This window comes from Amycolatopsis sp. NPDC004772, assembly GCF_053601215.1.
In genome coordinates this window covers 15,208-29,483 of record NZ_JBSGBK010000065.1, presented here as the reverse complement: position 1 = coordinate 29,483, position 14,276 = coordinate 15,208, and the positions used below count along the sequence as shown (strand labels likewise).

The 14,276-nt window shown below is 70.2% G+C and carries 16 protein-coding genes; 5 read left to right on the top strand and 11 right to left on the bottom strand.

The annotated features are described in order from the left end of the window. Window positions 1–3: 3 nt before the first annotated feature. The 4 genes from ACWEF6_RS30680 to ACWEF6_RS30665 all read right to left on the bottom strand — a co-directional run bounded on the left by ACWEF6_RS30680 (window position 4) and on the right by ACWEF6_RS30665 (window position 4,709). Window positions 4–672: a DedA family protein gene (locus ACWEF6_RS30680; protein WP_449686123.1), complete on the bottom strand. Its 669-nt coding sequence runs from the start codon at window positions 670–672 to the stop codon at window positions 4–6. Window positions 673–802: 130 nt separating this feature from the next. After that, on the bottom strand, window positions 803–1,624 hold the full coding sequence (locus tag ACWEF6_RS30675) for a YceI family protein (RefSeq protein ID WP_449686122.1): 822 nt from the start codon (window positions 1,622–1,624) through the stop codon (window positions 803–805). Beyond that, the gene (locus ACWEF6_RS30670; protein WP_449686121.1) at window positions 1,621–4,188 is read right to left on the bottom strand and encodes an MFS transporter; all 2,568 of its coding nucleotides are present in this window, start codon (window positions 4,186–4,188) and stop codon (window positions 1,621–1,623) included. The genes ACWEF6_RS30675 and ACWEF6_RS30670 overlap by 4 nt, the downstream gene beginning before the upstream one ends. Next, complete coding sequence (locus tag ACWEF6_RS30665; protein ID WP_449686120.1) at window positions 4,185–4,709, bottom strand: MarR family winged helix-turn-helix transcriptional regulator; 525 nt, start codon at window positions 4,707–4,709, stop codon at window positions 4,185–4,187. Before ACWEF6_RS30665 ends, ACWEF6_RS30670 begins: the two co-directional genes overlap by 4 nt. A 188-nt stretch (window positions 4,710–4,897) precedes the next feature. Here ACWEF6_RS30665 and ACWEF6_RS30660 point away from each other — a divergent pair, with 188 nt between their 5' ends. The 4 genes from ACWEF6_RS30660 (at window position 4,898) to ACWEF6_RS30645 (ending at window position 7,502) form a co-directional block, all read left to right on the top strand. Further along, the gene (locus ACWEF6_RS30660; RefSeq protein WP_449686119.1) at window positions 4,898–5,323 is read left to right on the top strand and encodes a PPOX class F420-dependent oxidoreductase; all 426 of its coding nucleotides are present in this window, start codon (window positions 4,898–4,900) and stop codon (window positions 5,321–5,323) included. Between the two features lie 69 nt (window positions 5,324–5,392). After that, the gene (locus ACWEF6_RS30655) at window positions 5,393–6,784 is read left to right on the top strand and encodes an FAD-binding oxidoreductase (RefSeq protein WP_310969543.1); all 1,392 of its coding nucleotides are present in this window, start codon (window positions 5,393–5,395) and stop codon (window positions 6,782–6,784) included. Window positions 6,785–6,816: 32 nt separating this feature from the next. Next, the gene (locus ACWEF6_RS30650) at window positions 6,817–7,089 is read left to right on the top strand and encodes a type II toxin-antitoxin system Phd/YefM family antitoxin (protein ID WP_449677254.1); all 273 of its coding nucleotides are present in this window, start codon (window positions 6,817–6,819) and stop codon (window positions 7,087–7,089) included. Then, window positions 7,089–7,502 (top strand): type II toxin-antitoxin system VapC family toxin, encoded by a 414-nt coding sequence (locus tag ACWEF6_RS30645; protein ID WP_449686118.1) that lies wholly within the window; start codon window positions 7,089–7,091, stop codon window positions 7,500–7,502. The genes ACWEF6_RS30650 and ACWEF6_RS30645 overlap by 1 nt, the downstream gene beginning before the upstream one ends. Here the strand turns inward: ACWEF6_RS30645 and ACWEF6_RS30640 are convergent. The 4 genes from ACWEF6_RS30640 to ACWEF6_RS30625 all read right to left on the bottom strand — a co-directional run bounded on the left by ACWEF6_RS30640 (window position 7,492) and on the right by ACWEF6_RS30625 (window position 10,441). Continuing rightward, on the bottom strand, window positions 7,492–8,193 hold the full coding sequence (locus ACWEF6_RS30640) for a DedA family protein (protein ID WP_449686117.1): 702 nt from the start codon (window positions 8,191–8,193) through the stop codon (window positions 7,492–7,494). The two genes, ACWEF6_RS30645 and ACWEF6_RS30640, sit on opposite strands and share 11 nt — an antisense overlap. 45 nt (window positions 8,194–8,238) lie before the next feature. Further along, the gene (locus ACWEF6_RS30635; RefSeq protein ID WP_449686116.1) at window positions 8,239–8,601 is read right to left on the bottom strand and encodes a hypothetical protein; all 363 of its coding nucleotides are present in this window, start codon (window positions 8,599–8,601) and stop codon (window positions 8,239–8,241) included. Between the two features lie 24 nt (window positions 8,602–8,625). Continuing rightward, window positions 8,626–9,777, bottom strand: coding sequence for an N-acetylglucosamine-6-phosphate deacetylase (gene nagA, locus ACWEF6_RS30630; RefSeq protein ID WP_449686147.1), 1,152 nt, complete (start codon window positions 9,775–9,777; stop codon window positions 8,626–8,628). A 91-nt stretch (window positions 9,778–9,868) separates the two neighbouring features. Continuing rightward, the gene (locus ACWEF6_RS30625; RefSeq protein WP_163046624.1) at window positions 9,869–10,441 is read right to left on the bottom strand and encodes an RNA polymerase sigma factor; all 573 of its coding nucleotides are present in this window, start codon (window positions 10,439–10,441) and stop codon (window positions 9,869–9,871) included. Window positions 10,442–10,641: 200 nt separating this feature from the next. Here ACWEF6_RS30625 and ACWEF6_RS30620 point away from each other — a divergent pair, with 200 nt between their 5' ends. Next, complete coding sequence (locus tag ACWEF6_RS30620) at window positions 10,642–10,926, top strand: YciI family protein (protein ID WP_449686115.1); 285 nt, start codon at window positions 10,642–10,644, stop codon at window positions 10,924–10,926. On the opposite strand, the gene ACWEF6_RS30615 is transcribed toward ACWEF6_RS30620, so the two are convergent. From ACWEF6_RS30615 to ACWEF6_RS30605, 3 genes are read right to left on the bottom strand one after another with little or no spacing between them, the layout of a single operon-like run. Continuing rightward, window positions 10,921–11,859: a PDR/VanB family oxidoreductase gene (locus ACWEF6_RS30615; RefSeq protein WP_449686146.1), complete on the bottom strand. Its 939-nt coding sequence runs from the start codon at window positions 11,857–11,859 to the stop codon at window positions 10,921–10,923. The two genes, ACWEF6_RS30620 and ACWEF6_RS30615, sit on opposite strands and share 6 nt — an antisense overlap. Before the next feature lie 50 nt (window positions 11,860–11,909). Continuing rightward, complete coding sequence (locus ACWEF6_RS30610) at window positions 11,910–12,767, bottom strand: metal-dependent hydrolase (RefSeq protein WP_449686114.1); 858 nt, start codon at window positions 12,765–12,767, stop codon at window positions 11,910–11,912. Further along, window positions 12,764–14,236, bottom strand: coding sequence for a flavin-containing monooxygenase (locus ACWEF6_RS30605; RefSeq protein ID WP_449686113.1), 1,473 nt, complete (start codon window positions 14,234–14,236; stop codon window positions 12,764–12,766). Before ACWEF6_RS30605 ends, ACWEF6_RS30610 begins: the two co-directional genes overlap by 4 nt. Window positions 14,237–14,276 lie beyond the last annotated feature (40 nt).

Genomic DNA, 14,276 nt, shown 5'->3' with positions numbered 1-14,276 from the left:
GGCTCAGGCCCGGGCGTCGTCCCGCTCGTCCACCGGGCGGCGCATCTCCTGGCGGTACCGCAGCACGCCGTACCCCGTCCCGACCACGAAGAACGCGATGCTGGCCCACAGGGCCGCCGTCTTCAGCCACGGCAGGGCGTCCAGCAGCCCCGCGCCGTAGTACCCCAGCAGGACCAGCGTCGGCACCCACAGCAGCCCGCCGAGGGCCGTCGCCGCCATGAACCGGCGCGGGTCCATCCGGGCCGCGCCCGCGATCAGCGGGGCCAGCGTGCGGATCCACGGGATCCAGCGGGCCGCCACGATCGCGAAGAACCCCCGGCGGTCCAGGAACCGCTGCGCCCGGTCGAGGGCCTGCCGGTTCAAGACCTTGCCGTCGCGGCGCGCGATCAGCTTCGTGCCGCTCGTGCGGCCGATGTAGTAGCCGATCTGGTTGCCCAGGACCGCGACGATCAGCGCGGCCCCCGACAGGAGCCACGCGTTGGCGTCCGAACCGTGCTGGGCCAGCACCACGCCCGCCCCGAACAGGAGCGAGTCACCGGGCAGGAACAGCCCGATGATCAGCGCGCACTCGACCAGCACGAAGCTCAGCACGATCACCCAGACGAGCAGCGGGCCGGCGGTGTCCAGCCAGCTCACGCCGACGCCCGCGGCCTCGATGCTCACGACGTTCACCCCGCGAGCCTACGTGGCCGAGGTGAACACCCCACTGCGAACGGTCGAATCGAGCTGTCCGGAATATTCAGGTGCTACAACCGGTGAAGGCCCCCTCACCCAGCGGTGAGAGGGCCTCCGATCCGAGCGCTCAGAACTGCGGCAGCGTCTCGCCCTGCACCGCTTCGACGTCCAGCTCGATCTTCACCGTCGTGCCGACCGCCGCCACACCGGCGCGGACCATCGCGCTGTAGTTGATCGCGAAGTCGTTCCGGTGCAGCGTCGTCTCGGCGTGGAACGCGACGCGCACGCCGCCCCACGGGTCCGGGCCCCAGCCGCCGTAGGTCAGCTCGAGCTCGACCTCGCGGCGCTCGCCGTGCAGCGTCAGCTCGCCCAGCAGCGTCCACGAGTCCGCGCCGCGCCGGCGCAGCCCCGTGCTGGTGAACGTGATCACCGGGTGCACGTCGACGTCGAGGAAGTCCGGCGAGCGCAGGTGGTCGTCGCGCATCCGGATGCCGGTGTCGATGCTCGCCGCCTTGATCTCGGCGTGCACCGACGACCGCTCGGCCGGGCGGCCGATCTCGATCCGGCCGGACACGTCCGGGAACCGCGCCTTGATGCTCGCGATGCCCAGGTGCCGCGCGGTCGCGACCACCGACGTGTGCATCGGGTCGATCACCCACGGCCCGGCGGGCGGCAGCTCGATCGCCTCGGCGACCGGGGCCAGCACGACGTCGCCGAGCGAGCCGCTGCCGTCCGAGGCGATCTGGGCCGTCCGGGCGACCGGGGTGTACCCGGCCGCCGTGACGACCGCCGTGTACACACCCGGCGTGAGCGCGTCGGTGACGACCTCGCCGCGAACGTCGGCCGCCTGCCGGGCGACCTGCCGCCCGGCCGGGTCGGTGACGGTGAGCACCGCGTGCTCCACCGCCCAGCCCTCGGCCGTGCGGAAGGTCGCGCGCAAACCGCTCATGACCGGTCGACCAGGTCGTCGAGGGCCTGGTCGTAGCTCAGCCGGACGTCGTGGTCCGCTTCGCCGCCGGTCAGCTCCACCTGGCTGGTCGCCGGCGGGTAGCCGCTCGCGACCACGGTGTACGCGCCCGCGGGCAGGTCGCTGACCAGGTACCGGCCTTCGCCGTCGGTCCGCGCGACCGCGGCCACGTTGCCTTCGGCGTCGAGCACGGTGATCCGCGCGTCCGGGACCACCCGGTCGCCCTCGGTCCGCGCGGTGCCGGACAGCAGCACCGAGCTGGCGAGCTCGACGTCGTGGCGCAGCACGCCGCTGTCGGGCACGGTGAGCGTCACCGCGAACGGCCGGTAGCCCGCGCCGCTGGCGACCAGGGTGTACGCCCCGGCACCGACCCCGACGAAGGCGTAGGTGCCGTCCGCGGTCGTGATGAACGCGCCGTTCACCTCGCCGCGGCCGTCGGTCAGCGTCACCGTCACGTTCGGCAGGGGCTGGCCGGTGGTGGCCGCCCGCACGGTGCCGGTCAGCTCGCCGGACCCGGTGAGCGTGACGTCGACCGTCGCCGGCCCGTTGCTGATCACGACGCTGGAGGCCTGCGGCTGGTGGCCGTGCGCGGACACGATGAGCACGTACGCGCCCGGGCCCTGGCTGGGCACCGAGTAGCTGCCGTCGGCGCCGCCGGTGGCCCGCGCGACCTGGCGGCCGCGCTGGTCGATCAGGGTCAGCGCGGCGCCCGCCACGTGGGTGCCGTCCTGACGGCGGACGTGGCCGGTCACCGGCACGCCGCCCGCGCCGACCGGCGCGTCGAGCTCGGCCTGCCCGACGGAGTTCGTGATCGGCAGCGCACCGGAAACGGCCTGGTAGTCGCCGTGCCCGTTGGTGCTCAGCGCGTGCTTGCCGCCGCCCACGAGCGCGGGCTCGCGGTCGACCGGACGCACCGGCTCGACGATCTCGGTGGGCTCGTCGGCGTGGTCGTCGAGCAGCGCCTCGCCGCCTTCCACGGCCGCCGCGGCCGGGGCCGCGTTGGTCAGCGGGATCTCCTTCATGAACAGGAGGACGACCGTGGCCAGCAGGGCCACCGCACCCGCGATGTAGAACACCGTCGTGATCGACTCGGTGAAGCCGATCAGCACCGGCGTCCGGATCGCCTCGGGCAGGTTCTGGATGCCGCTGGTGTTCTCCGACAGGCTGCCGATGCCCGCGCCGGCGCCGGCCGGCAGCTGCCCGCCGAACGCCTTGGTGATGTTGGGCAGCAGGGTGTTGAACAGGACCGTCAGGAAGATCGCGACACCGGCGGTACCACCGATCTGGCGGAAGAACGTCGCCGACGCGGTCGAGACGCCCATGTCGCTGCGCGGGCCCGCGTTCTGCACCGCGATGATCAGCGTCTGCATGCACTGGCCGAGGCCGAGGCCGATGATGGCCGCCGCGACCAGCGGGTGCCACAGCTCCGAGTCGTACTTGACCTGGGCGAAGAAGAACGCGCCACCGGCGATCAGGATGGTTCCGATGATCGGGAAGATCTTGTAGCGCCCGGTCTTCCCGGTGAGCCGGCCGGACACGATCGAGCTGAGCATGATGCCCGCCATCAGCGGCAGCATCAGCAGACCCGACTCGGTGGGCGTGTAACCCTGCACGACCTGCATGAACTGCGGGATCATGGTGATCGCGCCGAACATCGCGACACCGACGATGACACCGCCGATGATCGCCACGGTGAACGTCGAGTTCTTGAACAGCCGCAGCGGGATCAGCGCGGCGTCCTTCATCCACCGCTCGACCACGATGAACGCGATCACGCCGACGCCGCCGATGACGTAGCAGAAGATGGCCTTCTGGTCGCCCCAACCCCACTTCTGGCCCTGTTCGGCGACGATCAGGAACGGCACGACCGCGACGATCATCGTCAGCGCGCCCCACCAGTCGATCTTGTGCTTGTGCGGCGTGTGCGGCACGTTCAGCACCTTGGCCACGACGAACAGCGCGACGACGCCGATCGGGACGTTGATCAGGAAGACCCAGCGCCAGCCGTGCAGGCCGGCCAGCGAGTCGATGCCGGCGAAGAAGCCGCCCAGCACCGGGCCGAGCACGGTGGAGAGGCCGAACACGGCCAGGATGTAACCCTGGTACTTGGCCCGCTCCCGCGGCGGCACGATGTCGCCGAGGATGGTCATGGCCAGCGACATCAGACCGCCGGCGCCGAGGCCCTGCACCGCGCGGAACGCGGCCAGCTGGTACATCGACTGCGCGAACGTCGAGGCGAGCGAACCGGCGACGAAGATGCCGATCGCGGTCAGGTAGAACGGCTTGCGGCCGTAGATGTCGGAGAGCTTGCCGTAGATCGGCGTGACGATCGTCGAGGTGATCAGGTACGCCGTGGTCGCCCAGGCCTGCAGGTCGAAGCCGTGCAGGTCGTTGGCGATCTTGACGATCGAGGTACCCACGATCGTCTGGTCGAGCGCGGCCAGGAACATGCCGCACATCAGGCCGCTCAGGATCGTCACGATCTGGCGGTGGCTCAGCCGTGGTGGTTCCTTCGCCACGGGTTGTTCGACGGTGGTGGTACTCATGCGTTGGCCCCCTTGGCCGGTGCACCGGCGGACGCGTGGGCGTCGGCCAGCTGTGGAGAGTGGTTCTCGATACCTGTGTTGAGCCGGCCGAAGAGGCGGTTCAAGGTCTGGATGTCCCCGTCCGTCCAGTCCCCGAGCACCTCGGCCAGCCACTGGTTGCGCTGCTTGCGGTTCTCTTCGAACACCCGCATGCCTTCGCTCGTCGGCGCGAGCAGGCAGGCCCGCCCGTCTTCCGGGTCGGCCTGGCGCTCGACCAGCCCGTGCTGCACGAGCGAGCTCGACTGCCTGCTGATCGTGGAGATCTCGGAGTGGAGCGACTCGGCGAGCTTGCTGGTGCGCTGCGGGCCCTCGTGGATGAGGGTGAAGAGGATCGCGTACGCCGCCCGTTCGATGCCGTCCGGCCCCTGCTTGGAGACCTGCGACTTCGCCTTGTTGACCAGCCGGACCAAGCGGACGAGCTCGTGCCCGAGCTGGTCGGCGAGGTCCAGCTCGGCCGTGGGCCGGGTGGTGTTCGTTGCCATGACTGATCCTTCAAGGCGTTGGTTGGCGGCTGCAACTAGTTGCCTCAGGCAAGGATGTGCCTTCACTAGCGGATATGCAAGCGGAGTACCTCGTGTTGTGGCAGAACACACTTTAGTTGTCGTATGCAAGCAAGATTCCTCTGGGCTGCTCCTTGGAACAACGGCGGCCGCGGCGGGTTGAGAGGGGTATGACCGACGACACAGCGTTGAAGGACTTCCTCGCCGCCCGCCGCCACGGCGTCCTGGCGACGATCCGCCGCGACGGCCGGCCGCAGCTGTCCACCATCACCTACCTGTACGACCCGGCGTCCGCGACGTTCATCGCGTCGATCACCGAGACCCGGGCGAAGACGAAGAACATGCGCCGCGACCCGCGGGTGACGTTTCACGTGGGCAGCGAGGACGGCTGGAGCTACGTCGTCGCCGAGGGCCGCGCCTCGCTCACCGCCCCGGCCGCGGCGCCGGACGACGACGCGGTGGAAGCGCTGGTCGACTACTATCGCCGCGCCGCGGGCGAGCACCCGGACTGGACCGAGTACCGCGAGGCGATGGTGACCGACCAGCGCGTGCTGCTCACCGTGCACGTCGACAAGCTGCTGGGGCTGGTCCGCTGACTGCTCCGTTACGGCTGGTTTCGAAAGAAGATTTCCGCAGTGCGGACTGTCCGGGCTTACGATGAGGCCATGAGCAACGAAGCTTTGGTCACCCGGCTCCGCGACCTGCTCGGCAAGAGCGCCGTGCTCACCGACTCCGACGTCACCGCGTCCTACGCGCGCGACATGATGCCGCTGGCGCCGTCGGGCACGCCGCTCGCCGTGGTGCTGCCCGCGAACACCGAGCAGGTGCAGGCGGTGGTGAAGGCGTGTGCCGAGGCGAAGGTGCCGATCGTCCCGCGCGGGGCGGGCAGCGGGCTGTCCGGTGCCGCGAACGCCATCGACGGCTGCGTCACGCTGTCGCTGACCAAGCTGAACGAGATCGTCGAGATCGACGCGGGCAACCGGCTGGCGGTCGTCCAGCCGGGCGTGGTCAACCTGGACTTCCGCAACGCCGTGGAGAAGCACGGGCTGTTCTACCCGCCGGACCCGTCGAGCTACGACTGGTGCACGATCGGCGGCAACCTGTCGACCAACGCGGGCGGCCTCTGCTGCGTGAAGTACGGCGTGACGACCGACTCGGTGCTCGGCCTGGAGGTCGTCCTGGCCGACGGATCACTGCTGAAGACCGGCCGCCGCACGGTGAAGGGCGTCGCGGGCTACGACCTGGCGCGGCTGTTCGTGGGCAGCGAGGGCACGCTCGGCGTGATCACGCAGGCGACGGTCCAGCTCAAGCCCCTGCCCCAGGCCCCGGCCACGCTGGTGGCGGGCTTCAGCACGACCGAAGCGGCCGGGGAGGCCGTGGCGCGGGTGGTGCGCGAAGGGCTCGTGCCGTCGCTACTGGAGATCATGGACGCGTCGTCGATCAAGGCGTCGGAGGCGTACCTGAAGACGGACCTCGGCGCGGGGTCGGACTGCCAGGCCCTGCTGCTGGGCCAGTCGGACGCGGGCGGCGAGGTGGCCCGCCGCGAACTGGCGGCGTTGGAGCAGATCTGCGTCGACTGCGGAGCGGACCTGGCGTACACGACGGAGGACCTCGAGGAAGGCCGGATGCTGCTCCAGGCTCGCCGGGTGGTCCTGACGGCGCTGGAGACGTACGGACTGTGGCTGACCGACGACGTGTGCGTGCCGCGGACGCGCATCGCGGAGTTGATCCGCGGCTGCGAGAAGATCAGCTCCGAGGTGGGGCTGCGCATCGCGGTGGTCGGCCACGCCGGCGACGGCAACATGCACCCGACGATCGTGTACCAGCCGGACGACCCCTCGGAGTTCGAGCGGGCGCAGCGGGCGTTCGACGAGATCCTCGAGGTGGGCCTGTCGCTGGGCGGGACGGTGACGGGTGAGCACGGCGTCGGCAAGATCAAGCGCGAGTGGCTGGCACGGGAGATCGGGCCGGTGGGGCTGCGGGTGCACCAGGAGATCAAGCGGGCGCTCGACCCGGAGAACCTGTTCAACCCGGGCTCGATGTTCTCGATGACCTAGGTTGTACTACGATCCTGTACTACACTGGTTTCATGAACCAGGTAGCTGTGCGTGAGCTGAACCAGGACACCGCCGGTGTGCTGGCCAGGGTCAAGGCCGGCGAGGACGTCGAGATCACCGAACGCGGCACGGTGATCGCCCGTATCGTTCCTGCGCAGCCGAGTCCGGTCTCGGCGTTGATCGCTTCGGGAAAGCTGCACCCGGCCTCGGTGACCGGGCCGATGCCGCGCCCGCACGGACCCGTCCGGACCGACCTCGAAGCCGGGGAGCTGGTTCGCGAGCTGCGTGACGACGAACGGTACTGATGATCTACCTGGACACCGCCGCGCTGGTGAAGCTGATCCGGCACGAGGCGGAGAGTGCGACCCTGGTCGACTGGCTGGACGAACGGCAGGGCACCATGCTTGTCACCTCGACGTTGGCCGAGGTCGAAGTATCGAGGGCTCTCCTGCGCAGCGACCCCGCATTGCTCACCGACGTTCCCGCGGTGCTGGCACGGGTCGCCAAGTACGAGATCGACGAAGTGGTGCGCCGGACCGCCGCCGCCTACCCGTCGCCGGACCTCCGCTCGTTGGACGCCATCCACCTCGCCACCGCACACGCGGTGTTCGGCAGGCAGCTCACGTCCTTCGTCACCTACGACAAGCGCCTCCTGGCCGTGGCCGAAGCGCTGGGGCTGCCGACCGACAGCCCGGGTGTCGCCGACCTCAGTCCTTGATGCGCGGGATTCGCTGCGTGACCTCGGGGTCGGCTTCGGCCAGCGCCTTCTTCTCGCGCCGCGACTTCAGGTACTCCAGCCCGATCGGGACCACCGACACCAGCACGATCAGCACGAAGATCGCGTCGACGTTGTCCTTGATGAACGCGATGTTGCCCAGCAGCGAGCCGAGGATCGTGATGCCCGCGGCCCACAGGATGCCGCCGATCACCGTGTACGTGAAGTAGCGCTTCGGGTCCATGCGGCCGATGCCCGCGATCCAGGTGATGAACGTGCGGACGAAGGGGACGAACCGGGCCAGCACCACGGCCTTCGGGCCGTGCTTCTCCAGGAACTCGTGCGTCTTGTCGACGTACTCGCGCTTGAAGAACTTCGAATCCGGCCGGTTGAACAGCTTCGGCCCGACGAAGTACCCGATGTAGTAGCCGACCACGTTGCCGAGCAACGCGGCGACCGTCACCAGCACGCAGACCAGCCACAACGGCGCGTCGAGGGTGCCGTTCGCGATGAACAGGCCCGCCGTGAACAGCAGGGAGTCACCCGGCAGCACCGGGAAGATGCTGCTCTCGATGAAGATGATCAGGCACAGCACCGCGATGACCGGTGTCGTCAGCCCGCTCAGCAGGTGCTGCGGGTCCAGCCATGACGGCAGCAGCGACATCGTGTTGACCGTGCTCTGGGCGAGAATCACCTCGAAAACGGTACAGGGTCACCCTGAGTCGTGACTGAGACCCGGTCAGACCAGGGTCAGCAGGCCGACCACGGACCCCGCGGCGAGTCCCAGCAGCACCGCCAGCAACAAGATCCAGTACGCCGGCAGCTGCGCGGACGTCCGCACCGGCTCCGGCGGCCGCGGGGCGAACGTCGTCGGCGCTTCCGCGTCCAGTGCCGCGCGCTCGCGCTCCAGCGAGTCCGCGCTCGCCCCCGACAGCAGCCCGTACGCCGACGGCAGGTCGCTGGTCGGGACCGCGTCGGTGGCCGGCTCCTTCGGCGAGGCCGAAGAGGTCGGAGAGGCCGGAGAGGCCGCGGAAGGCGCGAAGACGGCTTGCGCGCGAAGGGCGTCCGCCAGCAGCTGCTCGGGGTCCTTCGGCTCGCTCATCTCCGCCCGTCCGCTCGCAGAAACCTACGTACTCAAGGTAGCCGTTCCCACCTCGGCGACCCATTCTCCCCGCCGCAGCACCTTCGCCGGCCGCAGGTCCTGGTCGAGGACCACGATGTCGGCCTGGTAACCGGCGCACAGCATGCCTGCCCGGTCCGCGATGCCGAGCAGCTCGGCCGGCCGCTGCGACGTCGCGTGCACCGCGTCGAGGATGCCGAGTTTCGCACCCCCGACCAGATTGCGGAAGGCGGTGTCCATCGTCAGGGTGCTGCCGGCCAGCGAACCGTTGTCCGCGAGGGTGGCGACGCCGTCGTGGACGTCGACCTCGAGGCGGCCCAGCGTGTAGCGGCCGTCCGCCGCGTCCGTGGCCGACATCGCGTCGGTGATCAGGACCGTCCGGTTGCGGCCCGCGTGCTTCGCCGCCAGGCGGACGACCGTCGGGTGCAGGTGGACCAGGTCGCAGATGAGCTCGATCGTGATCCGCTCGTCGTCCAGCAGCGCGCCGACCGGGCCGGGCTCGCGGTGGTGCAGCGGCCGCATGCCGTTGAACAGGTGGGTCGCCACCGTCGCGCCCGCGTCGATCGCCGGCAGCAGCTGCTCCTCGACGCCGTCGGTGTGCCCGATGGCCGCGATGACGCCGGACTCGGCCAGCTGCCGGACGGCCTTCACGCCGCCGTGCAGCTCGGGGGCGATGGTGACCATCCGGATCGCGCCCTGGCCCGCGCGCAGCAGCTTCTCGACCGTGCCGGTGTCCGGTTCGAGCAGCGTCTCGGGGTCGTGCGCCCCGCAGCGGGCCTTCGAGATGAACGGCCCCTCCAGGTGGATGCCCGCGACCTCGCCGTCCTGGACGAGCTCACGCAGCGCCGCGACCTGCTCACGCAGGATGTCCACCGGGTCGGAAACCAGGCTGGCCAGCATGGTCGTGGTGCCGTGACGGCGGTGCGCTCGCACCGCCGTCAGGAGTTCGTCGGGATCGAGGGAGGTGAACGAAGCACCTCCCCCGCCGTGGCAGTGGGTGTCGATGAACCCGGGCACGACCAGTGCCCCTCCGACGTCCACGTGCTCGCCGGACGGCGGGGTCCCGGAACCCACGCCGGCGATCCGCCCGTCGGTGACGGCGACCCAGCCGTCGTCGAGTACACGGTCCGGGGCGGCGACCCGGCCGCCCATGATCACGAAATCTCCGGCGCCTCTCACGCACCCCAGCATATATTGGTCTGGACCAAGCATGGTGATACGACTCAGTGATCGGAATGGTCCACCCGGGTCACTGTGGGGCTTGCATGGCCTTCTGGAGTGCCTCGAGCGCCCGGCTGGCGGTCGATTTAACGGTACCCTTGGAGATACCTGCGGCCTCAGAGATCTCGGCCTCGCTCAGCCCGCCGTAGTACCGCAGCACCAGCACTTCGCGCTGGCGGGGCGGCAGCTTCGACAGCGCGCTGACCACGGCCTGGTGCTCGCTGGAGAGCATCGCGAGGCTCTCCGCGGAGCGCGCGTTCACCGCGTGCGGGGGCACGTACTCGCGGGCCGTCTTGCGGCGGCGCAGCACGCTGCGCGACCCGTTGACGACCGCGGTGCGCAAGTAGCCGACCGCGGCCGCGGCGTCCCGGAGCCGGCCCCAGTTGCGGTGCAGGCCGGTGAAGGCCTCCTGGACCACGTCTTCCGCCGTCGCGGGCTCGTCGACCAGCAGAATCGCCAGCCGGACCAGCCGCATGCGGTGCTGGCGGTAGAGGTCTTCGAGGGTCAGTGGCGCGGCGGTCTGCGCCGGGGCCGGACCGTCCATGACCCGCAGGTGGCCGAGGGTCGCCTCGACACTGCGTTCCGCATTGCCCTCGAGCATGAACCCCTGCCTGTTCTCGACCCCGGTTTGCACGGTGTGCCGCGTCAGCAGGTTCACGGTATTCACAGCGCTCACACAGGTACTGACGCACGCCCAGCCTATCGGGTTCGGATGCCGGTGCCACAGATCGGATGCTGGTACAGAACCGTGACACGGGTAGCGTCGGACCGGACCACCCCGCGCCGACCCCGGAGATCCACATGGCCTGGTTCCTCGTCGAAATCACCTACGTCCAGGAGAAGATGCCGGACGTCCGGCCGCGCCACCGCGAGTTCCTGAGCAAGCTGGCCGCGGAGGGCCGCGTCGCGGTCGCCGGCCCGCTCGGGGACGGCACCGGCGGCCTCACGCTGTACCAGGCCGACGACGAAGCGCACCTCATGGAGACGATCGACCAGGACCCCTACCACCTGGAAGGCGTCGTCGCGCAGCGGACCGTCCGCGAGTTCAAGCCGGTGATCGGCGCCTGGCTGCCCCAGGAGTCATAGGTCGAGCACGGTGGTGCCGCGGTCGACGCAGATCCGCATGGACCCGCCGTCGGCCGTCGGCACCGCGCACGTCCCGCAGAAGCCCTGCCGGCAGGAGTACGGCGTCCCGGGACGCGCCTCGCGCAGGACGTCGAGGGCGCTCCGGTCGCCCGGCACCGCCAAGACCGCGCCTGACCTGCGCAAAGTCAGCAGGAACGGCTCGCCGGCGACGATCGGCGGCGGGGCGAACCGTTCGAAGTGGACGGCCTTGGCCGCGGTCAGCGCCAGGTCGGTGCGGACACCGGTGATCATCGGCACCGGGCCGCAGCAGTAGACCGACGCGCCGTCCGGGAGCCCGGCCAGGAGCTCGGCGCCGGACGCCGGGATGCCGTACTCGGTGTCGGGGCGGATCCAGACGCGGTCGTCGTCCGGCAGCTCCCCGAGGAACGGCATCGACTCCCGGCTGCGGCCGGTGTAGACCAGCCGCCAGTCCGCGCCCACCGCGATGCAGCGGCGGACCATCGGCAGGATCGGCGTGATCCCGATGCCGCCGGCGATGAACCGGAACGGCCCGGCGCCGACGAACGGGAAGGCCGTCCGCGGGCCGCGCGCGGTGACGCGGGTGCCGGGCACCAGCGCGTGGACCTCGGCCGAGGCGACGCCGATCTTCCGGACGGCGATCCGGTAGTGCGAGCGGTCGCCCGGGTCCCCGCAGAGCGAATACTGCCTGGTCAGGCCGGACGGCAGCACGAGATCGAGGTGCGCTCCCGGCCGCCAGCCCGGGAGCGGGACGCCGTTCGCGAGACGCAGGCTCACGACCCCCTCGGCTTCGGGCCGGACCGTTTCGACGACCAGCGAAAGATCGCGGTCCACTGTGGTCACGGGTGGCCGCCGCCGGCCGCTGAATTGCGACAAACGGCGATAAACGTCCACGACACCCACCAAAGTGGACATCAGGCGATCGGTGCGGTCGCTGCCGTCGAGCCGGGTCGGCCGGCCGAGGGTCACTCCGCCGCCCGGGCCGCGGGGGAACTCGCCAGGTAGGCCACCGCCTGCTCGGTGTTCCCGGTCTCGGACGGGTGGTACGACTTCCGGAAGTACGGCCGGATTTCCCGCACCAGCTGACGCCCGGTCGGCAGCAACCCGCGCCGGGCCGCCCGGCGGTACCCCCGCAGCGACGCGCGTCCGGGGTGGGCCGGGTCGTTGCGCATCAGGTACCGCGTGCCGCGGGCGAAGACCCAGGCCAGCACCGGCGTCACCGCGGCCATGCTGCGGACCCGGCGTCCGTGGCGCCCGTCGAGGTGCATGAACAGGTCGAACGCGACCGACCGGTGCTCGACCTCCTCGGCGCCGTGCCAGCGCAGGAGGTCCAGCATCACCGGGTCGGCGCCCGCGTCCTCCAGGGGCGCGTCGAGCACCCACTGGCCGAGGAACGCCGTGTAGTGCTCGATCGCGGCGATGATCCCGAGCCGCTCGACCAGCCACTCCTCGGCGGCCTTCCCGGTCAGGTCGCGGTCGCCGAGCAGCTTCCGGAACAGCCACTCCATCTGCGCCACGAACGGCCGCACCCGCACACCCGCCGCCTCGAGGTGCGCGGCTGCGCCGTCGTGGGCCTCGGCGTGCACCGCCTCCTGGCCGATGAAGCCGAGGACGTCTTCCTTGAGCCGCTCGTCGCGGATCAGCGGCACCGCCTGCTTGAACACCTCGACGAACCAGCGCTCGCCCTCGGGCAGCGCCAGGTGCAGCACGTTGATGGTGTGCGTGGCCTGCGGTTCGCCGGGGATCCAGTGCAGCGGCAGCGCCGCCCAGCCGAACTTGACGTTCCGGGCCTGCAGGACGAGCTGCTCGTCCTGCGAAGTCATGACGCCCGGCCGGACAGCTCGTAGTCCGCCGGGTCGACCTTGCGGGTCTGGAGCCAGTAGCGCCACGTGAAGCCCGGCCAGATGGTCCGGTTGACGCCCTGGGCGTCGAGGTACCAGCTCTTGCAGCCGCCCTGCGTCCAGACGCCCTTGACCAGCCGGTCCTGGATTTCGCGCTGGAACTCGTCCTGCACACCCGGCCGGACGTCGAGCGCCGCGGCGCCGCGCGAATCGGCGAGCCTGATGGCGTCGACGACGTACCGCGACTGCGACTCGATCATGAACACCACGGAGTTGTGGCCGAGCGCGGTGTTCGGGCCCAGCAGGAAGAACAGGTTCGGGAAGCCGGAGACGGTAATGCCCTTGTGCGTCCGCATGCCCTCGCTCGCCCACTCCTTGGCGAGGTTGCGGCCGTCGACGCCGGTGATGTCGAGGTACTCCAGCGCGTCGGTCACCTTGAAGCCGGTGCCGTAGACGATCGCGTCGACCTCGTGCTCGACGCCCGCGGAGTCGACGATCGAGTGCGCCTTGACCTCGCGGATGCCGTCGGTGTTCACCTCGACGTTCGGCCGGTCCAGCGCCGGGTAGTAGTCGTTGGAGATCAGGACGCGCTTGCAGCCCATCGTGTAATCGGGCGTGACCTTCTTGCGCAGCGCGCGGTCCTTGATGCCCTTCGCGATGTTCCGCTTCGCGATCAGCTCGCCGGCCTTCATGATCGCCGGGTGGCCGTTGAAGCCGATGGCCCGCGCTTCGAGGAGCCAGTACAGCGCGTTGCGGTAGAGGCGCTGGGTGCCCGGGACGCGCTTGAACAGCGTCTGCGCCCACGACGGCATCGCGTGGTCGGGCTTGGGCATGATCCACGGCGGCGTCCGCTGGAAGAGCGTCAGCTCGGCGACGTCCGGGGCGATCTTCGGCACGAACTGGACGGCGCTGGCGCCGGTGCCGACCACGGCGACCTTCTTGCCGCGCAGGTCGTAGTCGTGGTTCCAGCGCGCGGAGTGCCAGGTCTGACCCTGGAAGTTCGCGATCCCGGGCAGCTCGGGGAGCTGCGGGATGTGCAGGCCGCCGACGCCGGAGACGAGGAACTGCGCGACGAACTCGCGGCCGTCCTTCGTGGTCGCCGTCCAGCGGCGTTCGCCCTCGTCCCAGTGCGCGCCGGTCAGCTCGACGCCGAAGCGGATCTTCTCGCGCAGCCGGTACTTGTCCGCGACCCCCTTGAGGTAGTCGAAGATTTCCGGCTGCGGCGAGAACGACCGCGACCAGCCCGGGTTCTGCTCGTACGAGAACGAGTACATGTGCGACTGCACGTCGCACGCGCACCCGGGGTAGGAGTTGTCGCGCCAGGTGCCGCCCACCTCGGTGGCCTTCTCCAGGATCACGTAGTCCCGGATGCCGGCCTTCTCGAGCTGGATCGCCTGGCCGAGCCCGGAGAACCCGGTGCCCACGATCACGACCTTGAACCGCTCGGTCATCTGTCGGCCTCCGCTGCGTCGGGGATCCTGCCCAGATGAC

Bases quoted from the DNA above. Each gene is read 5' to 3' on its own strand.
- ACWEF6_RS30665 (WP_449686120.1), bottom strand. From the start codon at position 4,709: ATGGCAACGAACACCACCCGGCCCACGGCCGAGCTGGACCTCGCCGAC.
- ACWEF6_RS30650 (WP_449677254.1), top strand. From the start codon at position 6,817: ATGAACCAGGTAGCTGTGCGTGAGCTGAACCAGGACACCGCCGGTGTG.
- ACWEF6_RS30610 (WP_449686114.1), bottom strand. From the start codon at position 12,767: ATGACTTCGCAGGACGAGCAGCTCGTCCTGCAGGCCCGGAACGTCAAG.
- ACWEF6_RS30615 (WP_449686146.1), bottom strand. From the start codon at position 11,859: ATGTCCACTTTGGTGGGTGTCGTGGACGTTTATCGCCGTTTGTCGCAA.
- ACWEF6_RS30655 (WP_310969543.1), top strand. From the start codon at position 5,393: ATGAGCAACGAAGCTTTGGTCACCCGGCTCCGCGACCTGCTCGGCAAG.
- ACWEF6_RS30635 (WP_449686116.1), bottom strand. From the start codon at position 8,601: ATGAGCGAGCCGAAGGACCCCGAGCAGCTGCTGGCGGACGCCCTTCGC.
- ACWEF6_RS30620 (WP_449686115.1), top strand. From the start codon at position 10,642: ATGGCCTGGTTCCTCGTCGAAATCACCTACGTCCAGGAGAAGATGCCG.
- ACWEF6_RS30605 (WP_449686113.1), bottom strand. From the start codon at position 14,236: ATGACCGAGCGGTTCAAGGTCGTGATCGTGGGCACCGGGTTCTCCGGG.
- ACWEF6_RS30645 (WP_449686118.1), top strand. From the start codon at position 7,089: ATGATCTACCTGGACACCGCCGCGCTGGTGAAGCTGATCCGGCACGAG.
- ACWEF6_RS30675 (WP_449686122.1), bottom strand. From the start codon at position 1,624: ATGAGCGGTTTGCGCGCGACCTTCCGCACGGCCGAGGGCTGGGCGGTG.
- ACWEF6_RS30660 (WP_449686119.1), top strand. From the start codon at position 4,898: ATGACCGACGACACAGCGTTGAAGGACTTCCTCGCCGCCCGCCGCCAC.
- ACWEF6_RS30670 (WP_449686121.1), bottom strand. From the start codon at position 4,188: ATGAGTACCACCACCGTCGAACAACCCGTGGCGAAGGAACCACCACGG.
- ACWEF6_RS30625 (WP_163046624.1), bottom strand. From the start codon at position 10,441: ATGCTCGAGGGCAATGCGGAACGCAGTGTCGAGGCGACCCTCGGCCAC.